The sequence below is a fragment of the Allobosea sp. ASV33 genome (assembly GCF_016428755.1).
Classification (GTDB): domain Bacteria; phylum Pseudomonadota; class Alphaproteobacteria; order Rhizobiales; family Beijerinckiaceae; genus Allobosea.
On record NZ_JAELTI010000006.1, the window covers coordinates 67,596 to 83,748 of the forward strand.

Annotated in this window: 12 protein-coding genes and 3 pseudogenes; 5 read left to right on the forward strand and 10 right to left on the reverse strand. The window is 64.7% G+C overall.

Annotated features, from left to right (window positions below; genetic code table 11):
• Positions 1–8: 8 nt before the first annotated feature.
• The 5 genes and pseudogenes from JHD80_RS29375 to JHD80_RS03440 form a co-directional block, all read right to left on the reverse strand.
• Positions 9–452, reverse strand: a pseudogene (locus JHD80_RS29375) (GAF domain-containing protein); the annotation flags it as partial.
• Between the two features lie 253 nt (positions 453–705).
• On the reverse strand, positions 706–1,863 hold the full coding sequence (locus tag JHD80_RS03425) for a serine hydrolase domain-containing protein (RefSeq protein WP_199084970.1): 1,158 nt from the start codon (positions 1,861–1,863) through the stop codon (positions 706–708).
• Complete coding sequence (locus tag JHD80_RS03430; protein WP_199084971.1) at positions 1,860–3,440, reverse strand: ABC transporter substrate-binding protein; 1,581 nt, start codon at positions 3,438–3,440, stop codon at positions 1,860–1,862. Before JHD80_RS03430 ends, JHD80_RS03425 begins: the two co-directional genes overlap by 4 nt.
• A gap of 20 nt (positions 3,441–3,460) precedes the next feature.
• Positions 3,461–3,808: an AtuA-related protein gene (locus tag JHD80_RS03435; RefSeq protein ID WP_199084972.1), complete on the reverse strand. Its 348-nt coding sequence runs from the start codon at positions 3,806–3,808 to the stop codon at positions 3,461–3,463.
• Between the two features lie 4 nt (positions 3,809–3,812).
• Positions 3,813–5,147 carry an acyclic terpene utilization AtuA family protein gene (locus tag JHD80_RS03440; RefSeq protein WP_199084973.1) on the reverse strand — a complete coding sequence of 445 codons (1,335 nt, stop codon included), beginning with the start codon at positions 5,145–5,147 and terminating at the stop codon, positions 3,813–3,815.
• Between the two features lie 70 nt (positions 5,148–5,217).
• Here JHD80_RS03440 and JHD80_RS03445 point away from each other — a divergent pair, with 70 nt between their 5' ends.
• On the forward strand, positions 5,218–6,111 hold the full coding sequence (locus tag JHD80_RS03445) for a LysR family transcriptional regulator (protein WP_199084974.1): 894 nt from the start codon (positions 5,218–5,220) through the stop codon (positions 6,109–6,111).
• A gap of 160 nt (positions 6,112–6,271) precedes the next feature.
• Here JHD80_RS03445 and JHD80_RS03450 read toward each other — a convergent pair whose 3' ends face one another.
• Positions 6,272–7,405 carry an FAD-dependent oxidoreductase gene (locus JHD80_RS03450; protein WP_248311367.1) on the reverse strand — a complete coding sequence of 378 codons (1,134 nt, stop codon included), beginning with the start codon at positions 7,403–7,405 and terminating at the stop codon, positions 6,272–6,274.
• A 35-nt stretch (positions 7,406–7,440) separates the two neighbouring features.
• Between JHD80_RS03450 and JHD80_RS03455 the strand changes: the two genes are divergently transcribed.
• The gene (locus JHD80_RS03455; RefSeq protein WP_199084975.1) at positions 7,441–7,887 is read left to right on the forward strand and encodes a MarR family winged helix-turn-helix transcriptional regulator; all 447 of its coding nucleotides are present in this window, start codon (positions 7,441–7,443) and stop codon (positions 7,885–7,887) included.
• 322 nt (positions 7,888–8,209) lie between these two features.
• Here the strand turns inward: JHD80_RS03455 and JHD80_RS03460 are convergent.
• Positions 8,210–8,495, reverse strand: a pseudogene (locus JHD80_RS03460) (VOC family protein); the annotation flags it as partial.
• Positions 8,496–8,557: 62 nt separating this feature from the next.
• Between JHD80_RS03460 and JHD80_RS03465 the strand changes: the two are divergent.
• The 3 genes and pseudogenes from JHD80_RS03465 to JHD80_RS03475 form a co-directional block, all read left to right on the forward strand.
• Positions 8,558–9,423: pseudogene (locus tag JHD80_RS03465) on the forward strand (IS3 family transposase); the annotation flags it as partial.
• Positions 9,424–10,398: 975 nt separating this feature from the next.
• A complete protein-coding gene (gene ybaK, locus JHD80_RS03470) occupies positions 10,399–10,872 on the forward strand; it encodes a Cys-tRNA(Pro) deacylase (protein WP_199084976.1) in 474 nt (157 codons plus the stop codon).
• 235 nt (positions 10,873–11,107) lie between these two features.
• Positions 11,108–12,730 carry an ABC-F family ATP-binding cassette domain-containing protein gene (locus tag JHD80_RS03475; RefSeq protein WP_199084977.1) on the forward strand — a complete coding sequence of 541 codons (1,623 nt, stop codon included), beginning with the start codon at positions 11,108–11,110 and terminating at the stop codon, positions 12,728–12,730.
• 157 nt (positions 12,731–12,887) lie between these two features.
• On the opposite strand, the gene JHD80_RS03480 is transcribed toward JHD80_RS03475, so the two are convergent.
• The 3 genes from JHD80_RS03480 to JHD80_RS03490 form a co-directional block, all read right to left on the reverse strand.
• Positions 12,888–13,817 (reverse strand): glutaminase, encoded by a 930-nt coding sequence (locus JHD80_RS03480; protein WP_199084978.1) that lies wholly within the window; start codon positions 13,815–13,817, stop codon positions 12,888–12,890.
• A gap of 108 nt (positions 13,818–13,925) precedes the next feature.
• The gene (locus tag JHD80_RS29050; RefSeq protein ID WP_199084979.1) at positions 13,926–15,119 is read right to left on the reverse strand and encodes a GGDEF domain-containing protein; all 1,194 of its coding nucleotides are present in this window, start codon (positions 15,117–15,119) and stop codon (positions 13,926–13,928) included.
• Between the two features lie 143 nt (positions 15,120–15,262).
• Entirely contained in the window at positions 15,263–16,057 is a 795-nt protein-coding gene (locus JHD80_RS03490) for a class I SAM-dependent methyltransferase (RefSeq protein WP_248311368.1), read from the reverse strand.
• Positions 16,058–16,153: the final 96 nt, after the last annotated feature.

Sequence of the window (16,153 nt, forward strand, 5' to 3'; positions counted from 1 at the left end):
CGCTGGGCCTCGTCGCGATCCCTCAAAGCCTTCCTCAACTCCAACTGCCGCATCACCTGGCGGGCCAGCACCCTCAGTGTATCCTGCTGCAGGTCGGTGAGGTCGTGGGGCTTGTAGTCGAGGACGCACACCGTACCGATCGCGTGCCCTTGCTCGGTCTTCAGTAAGGCCCCGGCATAGAAGCGCAGCCCGGGCTCACCAGTGACGAGGGGATTGCAATCGAAACGGTGATCCTTGGTGGCGTCAGGAACGAGTAGAAAGTCCTCTTCGAGGATGGCCTTCGCGCAGAACGAGCTGTCGAGCGGCGTCTCGCGCACCCCAAGGCCGACTTCGGCCTTGAAGAACTGACGACCCTCGGCGATCAGGTTCACCACCGCGATAGGCGTGCCACAGATTCGAGATGCCAGGTCCGCGATCTCGTCGAAGTCGCGTTCCCTCGGTGTGTCCAGCATGTTGTAGCTGGCCAGCGCCGCCAAACGCTCGCTCTCGCGTATCGTGATGTTCAAGAACTGTTCCAAACCGAATGGACTGACTCGCTAAGTCGCATTATCGGGGCGGCGCGCAAAGCGCTTTTGACATTGCCCACCTCGCAACTTGCGACTTACGTCCGGTTCCCGTCAGCTGTCGAGGGTCTGGTTGTGGCGCATCTCGTTCTGAGCCGACCATTCGGAGGATCGCAAAGGATCACGCTATCAGGGCAACGATTTAGATCCCCAGTTGGCGTAGCACCGCATCCTTGAAGGCGAAGCGCTCGGCCTTGAAATCCACGTCGTAGCTCGCTGCGAAAGGTGGTTGCGGATGGCATGACAAGGTGACGATGACAACGTCGGCCTGCCGATTGATGTATAGCGTCTGCCCCGCGAATCCGACCGCGACCATCGCGCCGTCAGGGTCGATCCACCAGCTGTAGCCATAGCCATCAGCACCGTAATTGTTGGTCTCCGGGTCGAGCATGAAGACCCGAGAACCGGCCGCATCGAGCCATCCCTCGGGCAGGACACGTTCGTTGCCGATCATGCCCCCGTTGAGAAGGAAGAGCCCGAACCGGCCGAAATCCCGCAGCGCCATCCCGGCGCGGCTGCCGCCGATCTCCTGGCCGCCCTCGGATTCGAGGGTGTAGAAGGCGTCGAATTCCATGCCGAAGCGCGACCAGATCTTGCTGGACATGTAATCCGCTAGCGTGCGGCCCGTCGCGGCCGAAAGCAGCGCGCCGAGGAGGTAAGTATCACCCGTATTGTAGTTGAACTGGCTGCCGGGCGGATGCAGGCCGCGCACGCTCCGCATGAGTGCCAGCACGCCGCCAGGCACCTTGTCGCCGAGCGATTTGCTGTAGCGGTTCACATGCGAATTACGGTCGGTGTAGTCCTCGTTCCAGTCGACACCGGACGACATGGTGATCAGGTCGCGAACGTTCACCGCGTCATAGGCGCTGCCGCGCAGCGCCGGGAGATAGCGCGAGACGGCATCGTCGAGGCTCTCGATGGAGCCGTCTTGGAGGGCCGCGCCGACGAGTGTGGAGGTCAGCGACTTGATCATCGACATCGACGACCAGCGCCGGTTCTCTTCCAGCCCCAGCGCATAACGCTCAAGCCGGATCGTACTGCCCTGCAGCACGAGCAACCCGGCGACGTTGTTCCGCTCTATATAGTCTTCAAGGCCGCGGCGCTCACCAGCCAACTCGTAGTCCGCTGTAATCTCCCGCCCGCGAGATAGCGGGAAGGCTTCGGCGCCGCGGGCGATGCCCCGCGTCGCGAACATGGCGTCGACATTGGCATAGGCATAGGCCTGCCAGGTCGGCGACAGCAGCAGGAAATCCTCGCCGCGCGGGATAGAGCGACACGGCTGCGCGATGATGCCGCTCATGACCGGCGCACTCCATAGAACAGCGGCAGACCCTTCTGCACGCCGGTCAGGTTGTTGCGATAAGCCGTCTGCTGGAAGTAGAGGCCCGTCGGCGCATAGGGTACTGTCTCGAAGGCTACACGCTGGATTTCGGCACAGATCGCGGCTTGCGCCTTTTCGTCGGGCGTCCGGAACCAGTCCATCCGCAACTCCTCGAGGCGGGGAATATCGGACCAGCCGAAGATGGCGGATGTGCCGCTGCCGCGCAGAAAGTTGTTGCTCGATGGGTTGAGCAGGCCGACTCCGGCCGTGAAGGTGCCCACCAGGTGCCAGCCGCCCTTGTCGGGCCCTTGTCGGTTGTTGGCGCGGGTGAGCACCGTGCCCCAGTCCATCATTTGCATGTCGATGTTGAAGCCGGCCTGCTTCAACGCATCCGTGACGACCTCTCCCTGAGCCTTGATCGTGGCGACATCGCCCGGCACGAGATAGATCAGCGGCTCGCCCTTGTAGCCGGCCTCCTTGAGCAGGCGCCTAGCCACCTCCCTGTCCGGCGGCTCTTTCAACGCGTCGAGTCCCGTCTCGCTCGCCATCGGCGTACCCGGCAGGAAATAGCCGACCTTGTCCTTCCAGCGTTGCGCATCCTCGCCGATCACGGCGGTCATGACGTCCCTCTGGCTGATCGCCGCCAGCGCAGCCCGACGCACGAGGACATTGCTTGTCGGCCCCTGCAGAAAGTTGAAGCGGACGACGCCTGCTGACCCGAAGGAGTCGATCAGGTCCAGCTTCACGTCCTTGTTGGCGGCGAGAAGGTCCCAGTAGTCCGAGGCCGGTTGCTCCCACCAGTCGACCTCTCCGGTCTGGAGCGCGGAAGCCGCGGTGGCGACGTCCGGCATGACCACCCACTCGACACGGTTGAAATGGGCGATCTTCGGCCCGGCGAGAGCACTCGTTGTCCCGCTCTGGCGCGGTACGTAGCCGTCGAATTTCGCGTAGACGATGCGGCTGCCCGGCACGCGCTCATCGGCGACGAAGCGATAGGGGCCGCTGCCGACCATCTCGGTAACCTGCACGGTGGGCTCGGTCAGCGCGAGCCGCTCGGGCATGATCACCGCGTTGTTGGTACCAAATTTCCCGAGCGCGTCGGGGAGCATCGGGAACGGCGATTTGAGCCGGAAGCGGACTTCGCGATCCGAGACGGCCGACAATTCGTCCGTGATCGCAGCAAGCACCTGGCCGACATTGTCGCGCTTCCACCAGCGCTTCACGCTCGTGACCACGTCGCGGGCCAGCACCGGCGAGCCATCGTGGAAACGCAGCCCCTCCCGGAGGGTGAGCGTCCACTGGCGCCCGTCCTGCTCGACGCCATGGCCTTCCACCATCTGCGGCTGGGTGCGGTTGTGCTCGTCGGCCCCGTAGAGGGTGTCGAAGATCATCAGCGCATGATTTCGCGTGACATAGGACACGCTCATGATCGGATCGAGGATCGCCACGTCGGATTGCGGCGCGAACTTGAGCGTGGACGCGCTTTGCGCCCCTACAATCGAAGGCAGGCACAGGGTCGAAGCCATGCCAGTGATAAAGCCGCGTCTTGTGGCCATGGGCGTTGTCCCTCTCAGTTTTATGATTTGCCCTGCCGGGCTTGGCCGCCTTCCGGGTGCTCCGGGGCGGTGAGATCGAGATCGAGCAGTGCGGAGCTCAGGCTCTTGCCGTGCGCGTCGAGCGCTAGCGAGCGCGTGACGCCGCCGCCGAGCGCGCCTTTCATGACGAAATTCAGGGCGCCGAGCTGCGGGAGCTCGTAGCGGATGACCGGCCCCGTCACGATGCCAGCGAAATGCGCGGCGACGCGAGCCGCCGTGACCTGTTCGGCAAGGAGGGAATAGTCAGCTTCGTCGAAAGCAATGACCGATATGGTCGAGACATTACCTTTGTCGCCGGTCCGGGAATGCGCGATCTGGCGGAGCTTCATGGCGTCAGGCCTCGAAGAAGCCGAGTTGGGTCGAAACGAGGCTTTCGGGCACCAAAGCCGAGGCGATCGCGACGACCTGCCTCACCGATTTCGATACGCCTCCACCGCCGGCCGGGCCGTTGGTGTAGAGCGCCTCGACCTCGTTGCCGATCGCTATCGCGTCGGCCGCCGCCTCGGTCCGCGCGGCCACGCGTACGCGAACCTCGTAGGGAGCACCGCCCTGCGACAGCGCGGCGCCGTGCAGCGCATCCACGCCGACCAGGTCGAAACGAACCTCCGTCATTGGCACGCCGGTGAGCGCCAGGCGCTCGCGCACGATTGCGAGCGCCAGGCGGCCGCGCTCGACGGCTCCCGTCCCGGCATAGGAAATCTGGCCCTCGCCGACATGGCCGTCGATATAGCCGATCGAGACCTTGAGCAGACCGGTCCGCGCCGCGCCGTTTCCGCCGTCGACCGCAACCCGGTCCGGCCCCACGCTCCGGACGCGAACCTGTGAAAAATCCGCCACGACATCGGGTTGTAGATACCGCGCGGGGTCCTCGATCTCGTAGAGGAGCTGTTCCTTGACCGTGGCGGTCGTGACAGCGCCGCCGGTCCCTTCGAGCTTGGTCACGATAAGATCGCCGTTCTCGGAAACCTCGCCGATCGGAAAGCCGAGGCGCGCCAGTCCCTCGATGTCTTTCACGCCCGGATCGGCGAAATAGCCGCCGGTAACCTGTCCGGCGCATTCGAGCAGATGCCCGGCCAGCACGCCTTTGCCGAGTGTCTCCCAATCGTCCGCAGCCCAGCCGAAGGAATGGATCAGCGGTCCCAGGAACAGCGCCGGATCGGCCGCTCGTCCGGTCACGACGACATCGGCGCCCGCCGCTAGCGCCTCGGCGATCGGAGCCGCGCCGGTATAGGCGTTGGCTGAGATGATGCGATTGTCCAGGTCGGCCAGCGTGCCGCCTTCCAGAAGCGAGAGCCGGCTGCCGCGGATGGCTTCGAGCACATCGTCGCCTGTCACGGCCGCGACCTTCAGGCCGGCGAGACCCAGCCGGCGCGCGACATCCCGGACTCGTTCCGCGGCCGCCAGCGGGTTGGCGGCGCCCATATTGGTGACGATCCGCGTGCCGTTCTCGCGGCAGGCGGCAAGCACGGCGGACATGCGCAGCTCCAGCAGAACATCGTAACCCTTGTCCGGGTCCGCGAGACGCGCCTGCTGGGCAAGAGCGATCGTCCGCTCCGCCAGGCATTCAAAGACGAGATAATCGAGGTTCCCATGACAGGCGAGTTCGACGGCGGGTTCGATCCGATCCCCCGCGAAACCCGCTCCGGCACCGATCCTGATGGTTCGCATTCGGCAAGGCTGGCGCGAGGAGGGTGATCAATCAATTGAAATGATTCAATCTCTGAAATAGCTTTTCACTATGGATCTTAACCTTCGTCAAATCAGGGCCTTCGTGACCGTCGCGCGGTTGGGTAGCTTCACCCGCGCCGCTGCGCTGCTGCATGTCGCGCAACCGACCCTGACCGTGCAGATCCGAAAGCTTGAGGAGGGTCTCGGCGTCAGGCTGTTCGACCGGACTTCGCGCTCGGTCGCGCTCACCCAAACCGGGCGCGACCTGCTTCCGGTCCTGGGCCGCCTCGTCCAGGATCTGGATGGCGTCGTGGCCGAGGTTCGCAACCACGGGGCCGGATATCAGGGTCTGGTCAGGGTCGCTGCCTTGCCCACGGCCGCCGCCGCCCTGCTGCCGAAAGCCATCGCTTCGTTCCGCGTCGCGTATCCGGGCGCCGATTTCCGCATACGCGATGTGATCGCCCGGCGCGTCCTGGGGCTTGTGGAGGCAGAGGAGGTCGATATCGGGGTGACGGGCGGGCCAGCCAATGCGGCCGATGTCGATGTTCTGCTCACGATCGAAGACCGCATGCATGTGGTCTTTCCGCAGGTTCACGCGCTCGCTGAAGCGCAGCTCGTAACCCCGGACCTGCTGATGCGATACCCTTTGATTATGATGGATCCGGATACCAGCGTCCGCGCCGTGGTCGAGGCCGGCTTTCATGCTGCAGGGCTGATCCCGCGCCCAGCGGTCGAAGTGACCTATATGATGACGGCTGTAGGAATGGTGCAGGCCGGTCTGGGCATCGCGATCCTGCCTTCATCGGCAAAGGAGATCGATGCCTATCCAGCGATCCGGTCGCGCAGGATCGAGGCGGCAGGGTTCGAGAGGCAGATCAGTCTTGTGAAGAAGGGGGGCCGAACCTTGTCACCGCTTACGGCCCTCTTCGTCGGCCACCTCCGCGAAATGGCGGCCGATAAGTGATGCCGGGATATCATCGTTATCCTCACGCGCGATACCGAAGACAATGTCTGCTTCCGCGCCATGTGCCAACGTCAGCTGATGGCGCTCAGCGCCGATACGCTGTCGGATCGAGTATCCGCCTGTTCGCGTGAACATCGCGTCACTCAACGCTCGTCTTGCCCTATGTTTTCGTGCGCTCCAGATAGTGCTCCAGAACCGACGCGGCGCCCAGGGAAGAGAAGACGCCTTCCACCCCTTGAGCAGCGCCTTCGGCCGCGATTTCGGCCCGCGCCGCCATCGCTTCCTCGGATGCACTGACTGCCGCCCAGCCCTGGCCGGAGACGAGGGCCTGTGCGAGGTCGGTCGCATCGGCAAGTGCCAGATTAACCCCTTCGCCCGAGAACGGGGACATCAGATGCGCGGCGTCCCCGAGCAACGTCAATCCAGGCGCGCTTCGCCAACGGTGCCCGATCGGCAAGGCATGGAGCGGGCGTATTGCGAGGATATCCCCGCTCTCGACGACCTCCATCAAGGAGGGAGCCCAGCCGATGAATGCCTCAAGCAAAATGGCTCTCAACTGCTCCGCAGGCAACGCCCGCCATTGCCGCGCGATCCCTTCCGGAACACGCAAGCCGGCATATCCCCGGATATGCCGCTGGCCGTTCCGCTGCGTGATGAGCGCACGGTTGTCTCCGACCGCGAACATCTTTCCCCGGCCGGTCAAAGCATCGACCGCCGGGTGGCGATCGATATCGAACCCCAGTTCGACCAGCGTCACGCCTTCGTAGCTCGGTTCAGCTTCGCTAAGCAGCGGCCTGACGCAGGACCACGCCCCGTCGGCGCCGACGATGAGGTCGAACGGCTCGCTCCAGCCGTCGCCGCAGACCTCGAAGGAGGTGTCCTTCGGCCGGATCGCACCGATGCGGTGTCCCCATCGCACGGTCCCCGGCTCAAGGGAATTCAAAAGGATTTGCCGAAGCGCGCCGCGGTCGACTTCCGGCCGGTCGTCACCCAAGCCGTCCCGGTCGTAGAGAAGCGTTCCCTCGGTATCGTACAAGCGGTCGCCCTGATCCTCGGGACGCGCGACGGCGGCAAACTCAGGCTGGAGCCCTGCAGATCGGATCGCGTGTTGGCCGGTCTCTTCATGGAGATCCAGCGATCCACCCTGTGGGCGCTCGCCCTGATGCCGGTCCCGCTCGAACACGACGACCCGCTTTCCTTCACGCTGCAGAAGTCGAGCTAGCATCAACCCGCCAGGGCCCGCGCCGATGATCGCGATGCGATCCATTGTCATCTCCTTGTCTTCCATATACATAGCCTCCTATGTATATTAACATAGGAGCCTATGCAATGGTCGATGGCGAGTGGGATCCGTTAAGCCATCCGGGGCATTATTTCAGCCGCATCGCCCGGGGGATGATGCGCATCGGCGATGCGAGGCTTCGCGCTCTCGGCTTCGCGACGGCCCAGCTGCCTGTGCTCGCCGCCCTTCAAAGCGGCGCTCGCCTCTCGCAAAGCGAGCTGGCGCGCCTGGCCAAGGTCGAGCAACCGACCATGGCACAGATGCTCACGCGCATGGAGCGCGACGGGCTGATCACCCGCGAGCCCGACCCGCGGGATCGTCGATCCAGTCTGATCGCTCTGACGGATGAGGCCCGCGGACGCCTGCCGGCCGGGCGCGCGGTGCTGCGTCAGGGCAATGCCGATATGACGAAGGGGCTATCCACCGAGGAGGTTGCAACGCTCGTCGCGCTTCTTGGGCGTGTGCTCGCCAACATCGAGGAGATGGAAGGCTGAGCGCGCTTTAGCCAGATGCCGACGGGAAGCCCGTATCACCATTCGTTGGCCCAGGTCATGTGAAGCTTGAGCGCTTGCGTCTGCGCCAAGCTGCCGTAGTCCTTGCTGCTTGAGGTAAGACGCCGACAACGCTTCCAATGGCTGCTTCCAGGCAGCGCGCTTAGTTCCGCTTCTGGCGCGGCGTTGAACTCTCGGCCTCCCGGTAACCCGGCGCGTCGTCGGACAGGTCGATTTGAGCCGAGCTCGTCTTAATGTCGCAGCTGTCTGCTCCTACGGCGCCGGCCGCCGCCGAGGAGGTCCTCTCGATAACACGCGACATTCGTCTAGTCGGCTGAGGGCGCGCAGTCAGCCTGTTTCCGTCAGGATCGCGAAGGAAGGCAACGAATGCCGTTTGGGCGCTCGCTAGGCGGGCTCTTGATCGCCGTGCCGCCATGCGTGTTGCTGGCCTTGTGCCAAGCGAGGACCTGGTAACGGATCGCAGCCGTAATGCCGATGGTGCCACCATTGGCCGCCGTGGCGGGATTGCCGTCGATCGGCTTCGTGATCATGAGGCGGCCGCCGTCATGGGCATAAATCAGCCGGCCTCGGGCATGCATCTCGCCGGGCTTGGCCTGCCCCCTGAAAAGTGGTCCTCCGTGGAGTAGGCTTTTGAGCCTTGGAGGAAGCCGCTATGGCGCAGAAGAAGCACAAGCCTAAAGAGATCGTCGCGAAGCTGCGACAGGTTGACGTGTTGCTGTCTCAGGGTCGGCCGGTTGCCGAGGCAGTCCGGACGATCGGGGTGACGGCCTTCACCTATTATCGTTGGCGCAAGGAGTTCGGCGGCCTGAAGAGCGATCAAGTGAAGCGCCTGAAGGACCTTGAGAAGGAGAACGAGCGTCTACGCAAGGCCGTGTCGGACCTGACGCTTGAGAAGTTCATTCTCAAAGAGGCCGCCTCGGGAAACTTCTGAGCCCCGCCCGGCGTCGCCGTTGTATCGAGCATGTCGTGGTGAAGCTCCATGTTTCGGAGCGACTGGCGTGCCGGGTCCTGGGGCAGCATCGTTCGACGCAGCGAAAGCAGCCAATGGGGCGCGCCGACGAAGCAGCGTTGACGGCTGATATCGTCGAGCTCGCCACCCAATATGGGCGCTACGGCTATCGGCGGATCACAGCGCTGCTGCATCCCGCCGGCTGGGCAGTAAACGTCAAGCGCATCGAGCGGATCTGGCGGCGAGAAGGGCTGAAAGTGCCTCGGCGGCAGCCGAAGAAGAGGCGCCTCTGGCTGAGCGACGGATCTTGCGTGCGGCTGCGGCCAGAACACCCAAACCACGTCTGGTCCTATGACTTTGTCGAGGACCTCACCCACAACAGCCGGAGGTTTCGCATGTTGAACGTGATCGACGAGCTCACCCGGGAATGCCTGGCGATCCGCATCTATCGGCGGCTCAGGTCGACCGATTTCATCGACGTCCTCTCGGACCTCTTCATCCTGCGCGGTGTTCCGGAATATGTGCGTTCAGACAGCGGCCCGGAGTTTGTCGCTAAAACGGTTCGTGATTGCCATCCTTCGGCGCAAAAGAGTCAGATTTTCTCGACAAATCCCGATCAGAGCGCTTCTCGGGGAGCCTCGTCTCGGATCTCACGGGCTGCAGGTTGAGCGATGCGGGCAAGCAGCAATGAATCCGCGGCCGACGAAGGGCGCGATCTGGTCGATCTGCCGCCGCCGATTTGGGCCTCTAGTCGAAGGCTGCAGCTGCAAACCCGCTTTTAGGCGTGCCTCTCCAACGACCGGTTGCTTCGGCTGAGGGCGGAGACCCCCGCACCCATCGTGCTCGTTGCTAAGCAGTATGCTGGGCGCGCCCCGCTGTCGGCTAGAGTCTATGATTCTTGAACTGCAGGGCTTTGGGGTTTGCATTCCCCGCAGGTATTCGACCGCGAGTCGCCATTTTCCGCTACTCCGGAGCAGAAGGGCCGGCTTTTACCGTGATTGGTAGGCTGAGTGTTGTGCTACCCAGAGGCCGGCTGGAAGCGCGAGCCGGATCTTAAGCCCGATTTTTAGCCGGCCGCGGCAGCGGATCGGACTGCGTAGGTTCGACGAGCCAACGGACGTATGGATTGGAGAGCGCCTGCGAGCGAGGGGGAGCATGGCGCGGCTTAGGCGGCGTCTGCGAGACCAACTTACGCGTTAGATCAGCGATTTGAGTCGATCTTCTACAGAAGATAGAACATTCGAGTCAGGCATTTTTGAGAACGGGCTTATCAGAACCGACTTTCTCCGACATTGCGCGAGCCAGGATGCGTTCAATCCGCCGATCCCGAGGTCGCGAAGCTGTGCAAGGAGGCCTCTGCAGCGAGAAATTTTAGGACATAAAGCGATGAGTCAGGCTTTTGCGAAGAGCCGACCTTCGAGTCAAGCAACTGCGTTTTGCGAGTCAGAGATAGCCCAGCACCGGAAGCACAGCCACATTGATATTCTTAGGAAATCTCTTCAGAGAGAGTCAGAGATTTATGTTTCCCCACAGGCGCCGGGACGATGGCCCAGACGACCCCCGCCACGCTGGCGCTGAAGCAGCTCGGAATCCGTTTCGAGCTGCACGGCTACACCTACGATCCGAATGCCGAGCGCGTCGGGTTGCAGGCGGCGGAGGCGCTGGGCGAGCCGCCCCAGCGCGTGCTCAAGACCTTGATCGCGCAGGTCGACGGCAAGCCAGTCTGCATCGTGCTCGCCTCCGACCGCGAGGCCAGCATGAAGAAGGTCGCGGCTGCGTTCGGCGGCAAGGCTGCGGCGATGATGCCGGTGCCGGATGCCGAGCGCCTGACCGGCTACAAGGTCGGCGGGGTCAGCCCCTTCGGCCAGAAGCGCAGATTGCCGACGATCGTGGACGAGGCGGCTTCTGCCGAGGCGCTGGTCTATGTCAATGGCGGCCAGCGCGGCCTGCAGATCGCGCTGGCGCCCGCCGATCTCCTGAGCGCCGCCAATGCCCGCAGCGCCGTCATCTCGGCCTGATCACGGTCAATAGCCTTCCCCTGACCGCCTTCATCGCGTAGAGCGCTCTCCAATCAATTCATCCATCCCCCCGTCATCCCGGACAAGCCGCGAAGCGGCGCCGATCCGGGATCCATCGTAGAGCTCCGGCGCCTTCCGATGGATCCCGGGTCAAGCCCGGGATGACGGCGCGGTTCCGCCAATCACCGCCTCACGGTGGTCATTGGCGCCGCCCCTGCCAAGGTTCCCCATTTCCATGATCCGCCTCGAGAACATCAGCAAGCAGAACGGAAAGCAGATCGTCTTCATCGAGGCCTCGGCCGGGCTGCTGAAGGGCGAGAAGGTCGGCCTAGTCGGGCCCAACGGCGCCGGCAAGACCACGCTGTTCCGGATGATCACCGGCGAGGAGGCGCCCGACGAAGGCGTGGTCTCGACCGATCGCGGCATCACCATCGGCTATTTCAGCCAGGATGTCGGCGAAATGGCCGGGCGCAGCGCCGTCGCCGAGGTCATGGACGGGGCCGGCCCGGTCAGCACGGTCGCAGCCGAGCTCGCCGAACTCGAAGCCGCCATGGTCGATCCCGACCGGGCCGACGAGATGGAAGAGATCATCACCCGCTATGGCGAGGTGCAGGGCCGGTTCGAGGAGCTCGACGGCTATGCGCTCGACGGCCGCGCGCGCGAGGTGCTCGCGGGACTGGGCTTCAGCGAGGAGATGATGGAGGGCGATGTCGGCGGCCTCTCCGGCGGCTGGAAGATGCGCGTCGCGCTCGCCCGCATCCTGCTGATGCGTCCCGACGCGATGCTGCTCGACGAGCCGTCGAACCATCTCGACCTCGAAAGCCTGATCTGGCTGGAATCCTTCCTCAAGAACTATGACGGCGCCGTGCTGATGACCTCGCACGATCGCGAGTTCATGAACCGCATCGTCGGCAAGATCATCGAGATCGATGGCGGCGCGCTGACGACCTATTCCGGCGATTACGAGTTCTACCAGCAGCAACGGGCGCTGGCCGAGAAGCAGATGCAGGCGCAGTTCGAGCGCCAGCAGGCCATGCTCGCCAAGGAGATCGCCTTCATCGAGCGCTTCAAGGCGCGAGCCTCGCATGCCGCCCAGGTGCAGAGCCGGGTCAAGAAGCTCGACAAGATCGAGCGCGTCGAGCCGCCGCGGCGGCGCCAGAGCGTCGCCTTCGAGTTCCAGCCGGCGCCGCGCTCCGGCGACGATGTCGTCAGCATCAAGAACGTGAACAAGGCCTATGGCAGCCGCAGCATCTATGAGGGGCTGAATTTCCAGATCCAGCGCAAGGAGCGCTGGTGCGTGCTCGGCGTCAACGGCGCCGGCAAGTCCACGCTGCTGAAGCTCGTCACCGGCACGACCGAGCCCGATGCCGGCACGGTCAATATCGGCGCCAGCGTCAAGCTCGGCTATTTCGCCCAGCATGCCATGGAGGTGCTCGACGGCGAGCGCACCGTGTTCGAGGCGCTGGAGGACCGCTTCCCGCAGGCCGGACAGGGGTCGCTCCGCTCGCTCGCCGGCTGCTTCGGCTTCTCGGGCGACGATGTCGAGAAGCGCTGCCGGGTGCTCTCAGGCGGCGAGAAGGCCCGGCTCGTCATGGCGATGATGCTTTATGACCCGCCGAATTTCCTGGTGCTGGACGAGCCGACCAACCACCTGGACATCGCCACCAAGGAGATGCTGATCACCGCGCTCTCGAACTACGAGGGCACGATGCTCTTCGTCAGCCACGACCGGCATTTCCTCGCCGCGCTCTCCAACCGCCTGCTGGAGCTGACGCCGGACGGCGTCCATGCCTATGGCGGCGGCTATACCGAATACGTCGCCCGCACCGGGCAGGAAGCGCCGGGGCTGCGGAGCTAGGCTGGCACCTCGCCGTCATTCTCGGGCGAAGCCCTCGGGTCCGACCCCTGGTCGGCCCAAGGATAAACTCCGCGCAGACCCGAGAATCTCCTGCAGAAACGGCGCCTCCTTCGGCCTGAGATGCTCGGGTCGAGCCCGAGCATGACGAGCCTTGTTCCTACCGCGCGAAAACCGACCAGCCCGTCGCTTCGGTCAGGCGTTCGAGCGCCAGCGTGCCGAGCAGGGAATTGCCGTTGGCATTGAGCCCGGGCGACCAGACCGCGATCGCGGCCTTGCCCGGCGCGATCGCGAGAATGCCGCCGCCGACGCCGGACTTGCCGGGCAGGCCGACGCGGAAGGCGAAATCGCCCGAAGCGTCGTAATGGCCGCAGGTCAGCATCAGCGCGTTGATGCGCCGCGCCCGCTGGCCCGAGACGACGCGGGGGCCGCCGGGCTCGTAGAAGCCGCCATGCATCAGGAAGCGCCCGGCCATGGCGAGCTGGCGGCAGTTCATCGCGATGGCGCATTGGTGGAAATAGACGCCGAGCGTGAGCTCCGGCGGATGGGTGATGTTGCCGAAGGCCTTCATGTAATTGGCGAGCGCGATGTTGCGGAAGCCGGTCGCCTGCTCGGCCCGCGCCACGGCTTCATCGATGATGATCGTGTCGTCATCGGCGAGATAGCGCATGAAGCGCAGCAACTCGCCGATGGCGACGCGCGGCTCGTGGCCGGCGAGGTTGATATCGGCGACGACGAGGGCGCCGGCATTGATGAAGGGATTGCGCGGCACGCCCTGCTCGCGCTCGAGCTGGACGATGGAATTGAACGGCGTGCCCGAGGGCTCGCGGCCGACCCGGCGCCAGAGCGTGTCGCCGACCTTGCCGAGCGCCTGCGTCAGCGCAAAGACCTTCGAGACGCTCTGGATCGAGAAGGGCTCCTCGGCGTCGCCGGACGCATGGACCTCGCCATCCGCCGTCACGACACAGAGCCCGAACTGGCGGGGATCGATGCGGGCGAGCGGCGGGATATAGGTCGCGACCTCGCCGCGCTCCTCAGCGCCCCGCATCTCATCGGCGATGTCGCGGACCAGCCGCCCGATATCCGTCACGCTCGCGCCCCGGCCGTTCCCCTTGGCGGGAGAGCCAAGCCCGAGGCCGTGCCTGCGGTCAAGCGCCGAGCCTATGCCGAAGCGCGACGCCGGCGACCGCCTGTTACCCTACTGCAAGCGCGGATGGCGTCCGCTCGCAGCCCGGGCATCCAGGACGGAGCGCTGCCCGGCGATGACGCAGAGCGACTTGCCGCGCGACTTCGCCTGGTAGAGCGCCGCATCGGCGGCCGTCATCAGGCTGTTCATGTCGCGGCCATGCTCGGGGGCGAGCGCGATGCCAACGGAGGCGCCGATCTGGAGCTGGTGCCCGCTGTCGAGTTCGTAGGGTTCCGAGATTTCGCGCACGATGCGCTCGCCGAAGCGCTGGAGCTGCGTTCGTTCGGTCTGCTCGGAGAGCACGACGAACTCGTCCCCGCCGATGCGCGCCGCGATGTCCGAACTGCGGACGAGGCCGCGCAAGCGCTCGGCGACGAGCTGCAGCAGGGCGTCGCCCGCCATGTGACCGTAATTGTCGTTGACCGCCTTGAAGCCATCGAGATCGAGATAGACCAGCGCGAGCCCCCGTGGCGCGGTCTCGCTCTCGAACCGCGTCGCGAAGGCCTTGGCCAGCCCGGTCCGGTTCGACAAGCCGGTGAGCATGTCGTGCCGGGCATGGAAGGCGTTCTCGCGCTCGGCCCGCATGGTGGAGATCAGCATGGCGTTCAGCTTGTAGGCGGCGACCGTCATGCTGAAGAGATAGAGCGGGATCTGCATGAAGGTGATCAGCAGCATCGGCTCGGCCAGGAACGGCGTCGCCAGCACGCAGGGGCCCAGCGTCAGCCCGATCATCACGCCGGCCATGCGCGGCGCGGCGAAATTGCGGAAACAGATGCCGCCGACCATCGCGGCGGCCGAGAGACAGGCCAATGTCGCCGCGACCCAGTCCCCGCTCATCAGGCTGAGGAAGGTGCCGGCGCCGATCCCCGCTGCCCAGGCGACGCCCAGCAGCAGATAGAGATCGGTCGGCGTCGGGGCGCCGCGCGCGGCACGGCGGCGGGCGTGAACCAGGACGATCAGGCGGATGCTGCAGCAGATGACCTCGAAGGTGCACCAGAGCATGAAGGGCAGCGTCGGGATGCGCCAGGCGATCAGGAAGGAGACGGCGAGCGAATTCACGACGCCGCCGATGAAGATCGGGAGCGTGCCGTAAAGGCTGGCGATGAGCGCCACGCGGATTTCCGGCGGGACATCCGGTCCGGCATCCGCCAACCAGCGCGTCACGCGCCAACGCGGCAAACTGTAGCGGAGGACTGCGCCACTCATCGGCTGTTAGGCTCCTCACTGCCGAGCAGGCCAATAGGCACCTGATCGCGAGCGCTGCCTAACAGCGAGGTCTTACGATTTCGTGTGGAAACGGCCGAAATTCGCTCCGGAATGCACTGACGTAGCGTCAGCACCCCCGGAAATCAGCGAATTTGGCGATAAACCCAGACTCGCGCCGGCGGGATGTTGCGCAGCACCCAATCGGACACGAAGGCCTTGAGGCCCGAGCCCTTCCGCGGGATCGGCGAGATGACCGAGTAGGTGAACTGGATGAAGGGCGCGCCCTCGACGAGCAGCGGGAAAACCTCACGCGCCAGCGCCGAACGCGCGGCCGGCGGGCGGTTGAACAAAGGCAGGCTGGAAACCAGCGCGATCGCCTTCTCATGGAGATGGCCGGCGAGCGTCTCCGACAGGGCATAGGCATCGCCCTGCACGATCGTCGCCCGCGGGAAGCGCTTGCTGAGCAATTCGCAGAATTCGGGGCTGTACTCGACGAGGATCAAGCGGCTTTCATCAATGCCGCGCTCGATCAGCGCTTCGGTGACGGGGCCGGTGCCCGGGCCAATCTCGATAACCGGGCCGGGCTGCTCCGGATCGACGAAGGAGGCCATGCGCTTGGCGAGCGCCGGGCTCGACGGCGTGACCGAGCCGGTCCGCCGGGGATCGTCGATCCAGGACTTGATGAAACGCGCCTCGTCGCCGAGCTTCGCCTTGGCCTCGCTGACGCGGCTCTTGAACTTCTCCGCGGTGTTGCGGACCTCGCCCTCGACCTTGTAGCGGACGGCCGCGACCTTCAGCTTCGCCTCGGCCACGCGATCGACGAGATCGGCGGCGGTGACGCGCATCTCGCCTTCGATCCGCGTCGCGACGCGGGACTGCCCCAGGCGAGTCGCCAGCGAAGCGGCACGCGGTGGGCGATGACGAACCGTCGAAGACATGACACCCCTTGAACGCCGCAGAGACGACGCGTCTGACGCAAATCAACGTTACCTGCGGGGCATATGGGGTCAAGAGCGCGGCTTAGCCAAGTCCTT

What these genes read in the sequence shown, in the direction of transcription:
- JHD80_RS03425 (WP_199084970.1), bottom strand. Translation starts at nt 1,863, where the DNA reads ATGAGCGGCATCATCGCGCAGCCGTGTCGCTCTATCCCGCGCGGCGAG.
- JHD80_RS03430 (WP_199084971.1), bottom strand. Translation starts at nt 3,440, where the DNA reads ATGGCCACAAGACGCGGCTTTATCACTGGCATGGCTTCGACCCTGTGC.
- JHD80_RS03435 (WP_199084972.1), bottom strand. Translation starts at nt 3,808, where the DNA reads ATGAAGCTCCGCCAGATCGCGCATTCCCGGACCGGCGACAAAGGTAAT.
- JHD80_RS03440 (WP_199084973.1), bottom strand. Translation starts at nt 5,147, where the DNA reads ATGCGAACCATCAGGATCGGTGCCGGAGCGGGTTTCGCGGGGGATCGG.
- JHD80_RS03445 (WP_199084974.1), top strand. Translation starts at nt 5,218, where the DNA reads ATGGATCTTAACCTTCGTCAAATCAGGGCCTTCGTGACCGTCGCGCGG.
- JHD80_RS03450 (WP_248311367.1), bottom strand. Translation starts at nt 7,405, where the DNA reads ATGTATATGGAAGACAAGGAGATGACAATGGATCGCATCGCGATCATC.
- JHD80_RS03455 (WP_199084975.1), top strand. Translation starts at nt 7,441, where the DNA reads ATGGTCGATGGCGAGTGGGATCCGTTAAGCCATCCGGGGCATTATTTC.
- ybaK (WP_199084976.1), top strand. Translation starts at nt 10,399, where the DNA reads ATGGCCCAGACGACCCCCGCCACGCTGGCGCTGAAGCAGCTCGGAATC.
- JHD80_RS03475 (WP_199084977.1), top strand. Translation starts at nt 11,108, where the DNA reads ATGATCCGCCTCGAGAACATCAGCAAGCAGAACGGAAAGCAGATCGTC.
- JHD80_RS29050 (WP_199084979.1), bottom strand. Translation starts at nt 15,119, where the DNA reads ATGAGTGGCGCAGTCCTCCGCTACAGTTTGCCGCGTTGGCGCGTGACG.
- JHD80_RS03490 (WP_248311368.1), bottom strand. Translation starts at nt 16,057, where the DNA reads ATGTCTTCGACGGTTCGTCATCGCCCACCGCGTGCCGCTTCGCTGGCG.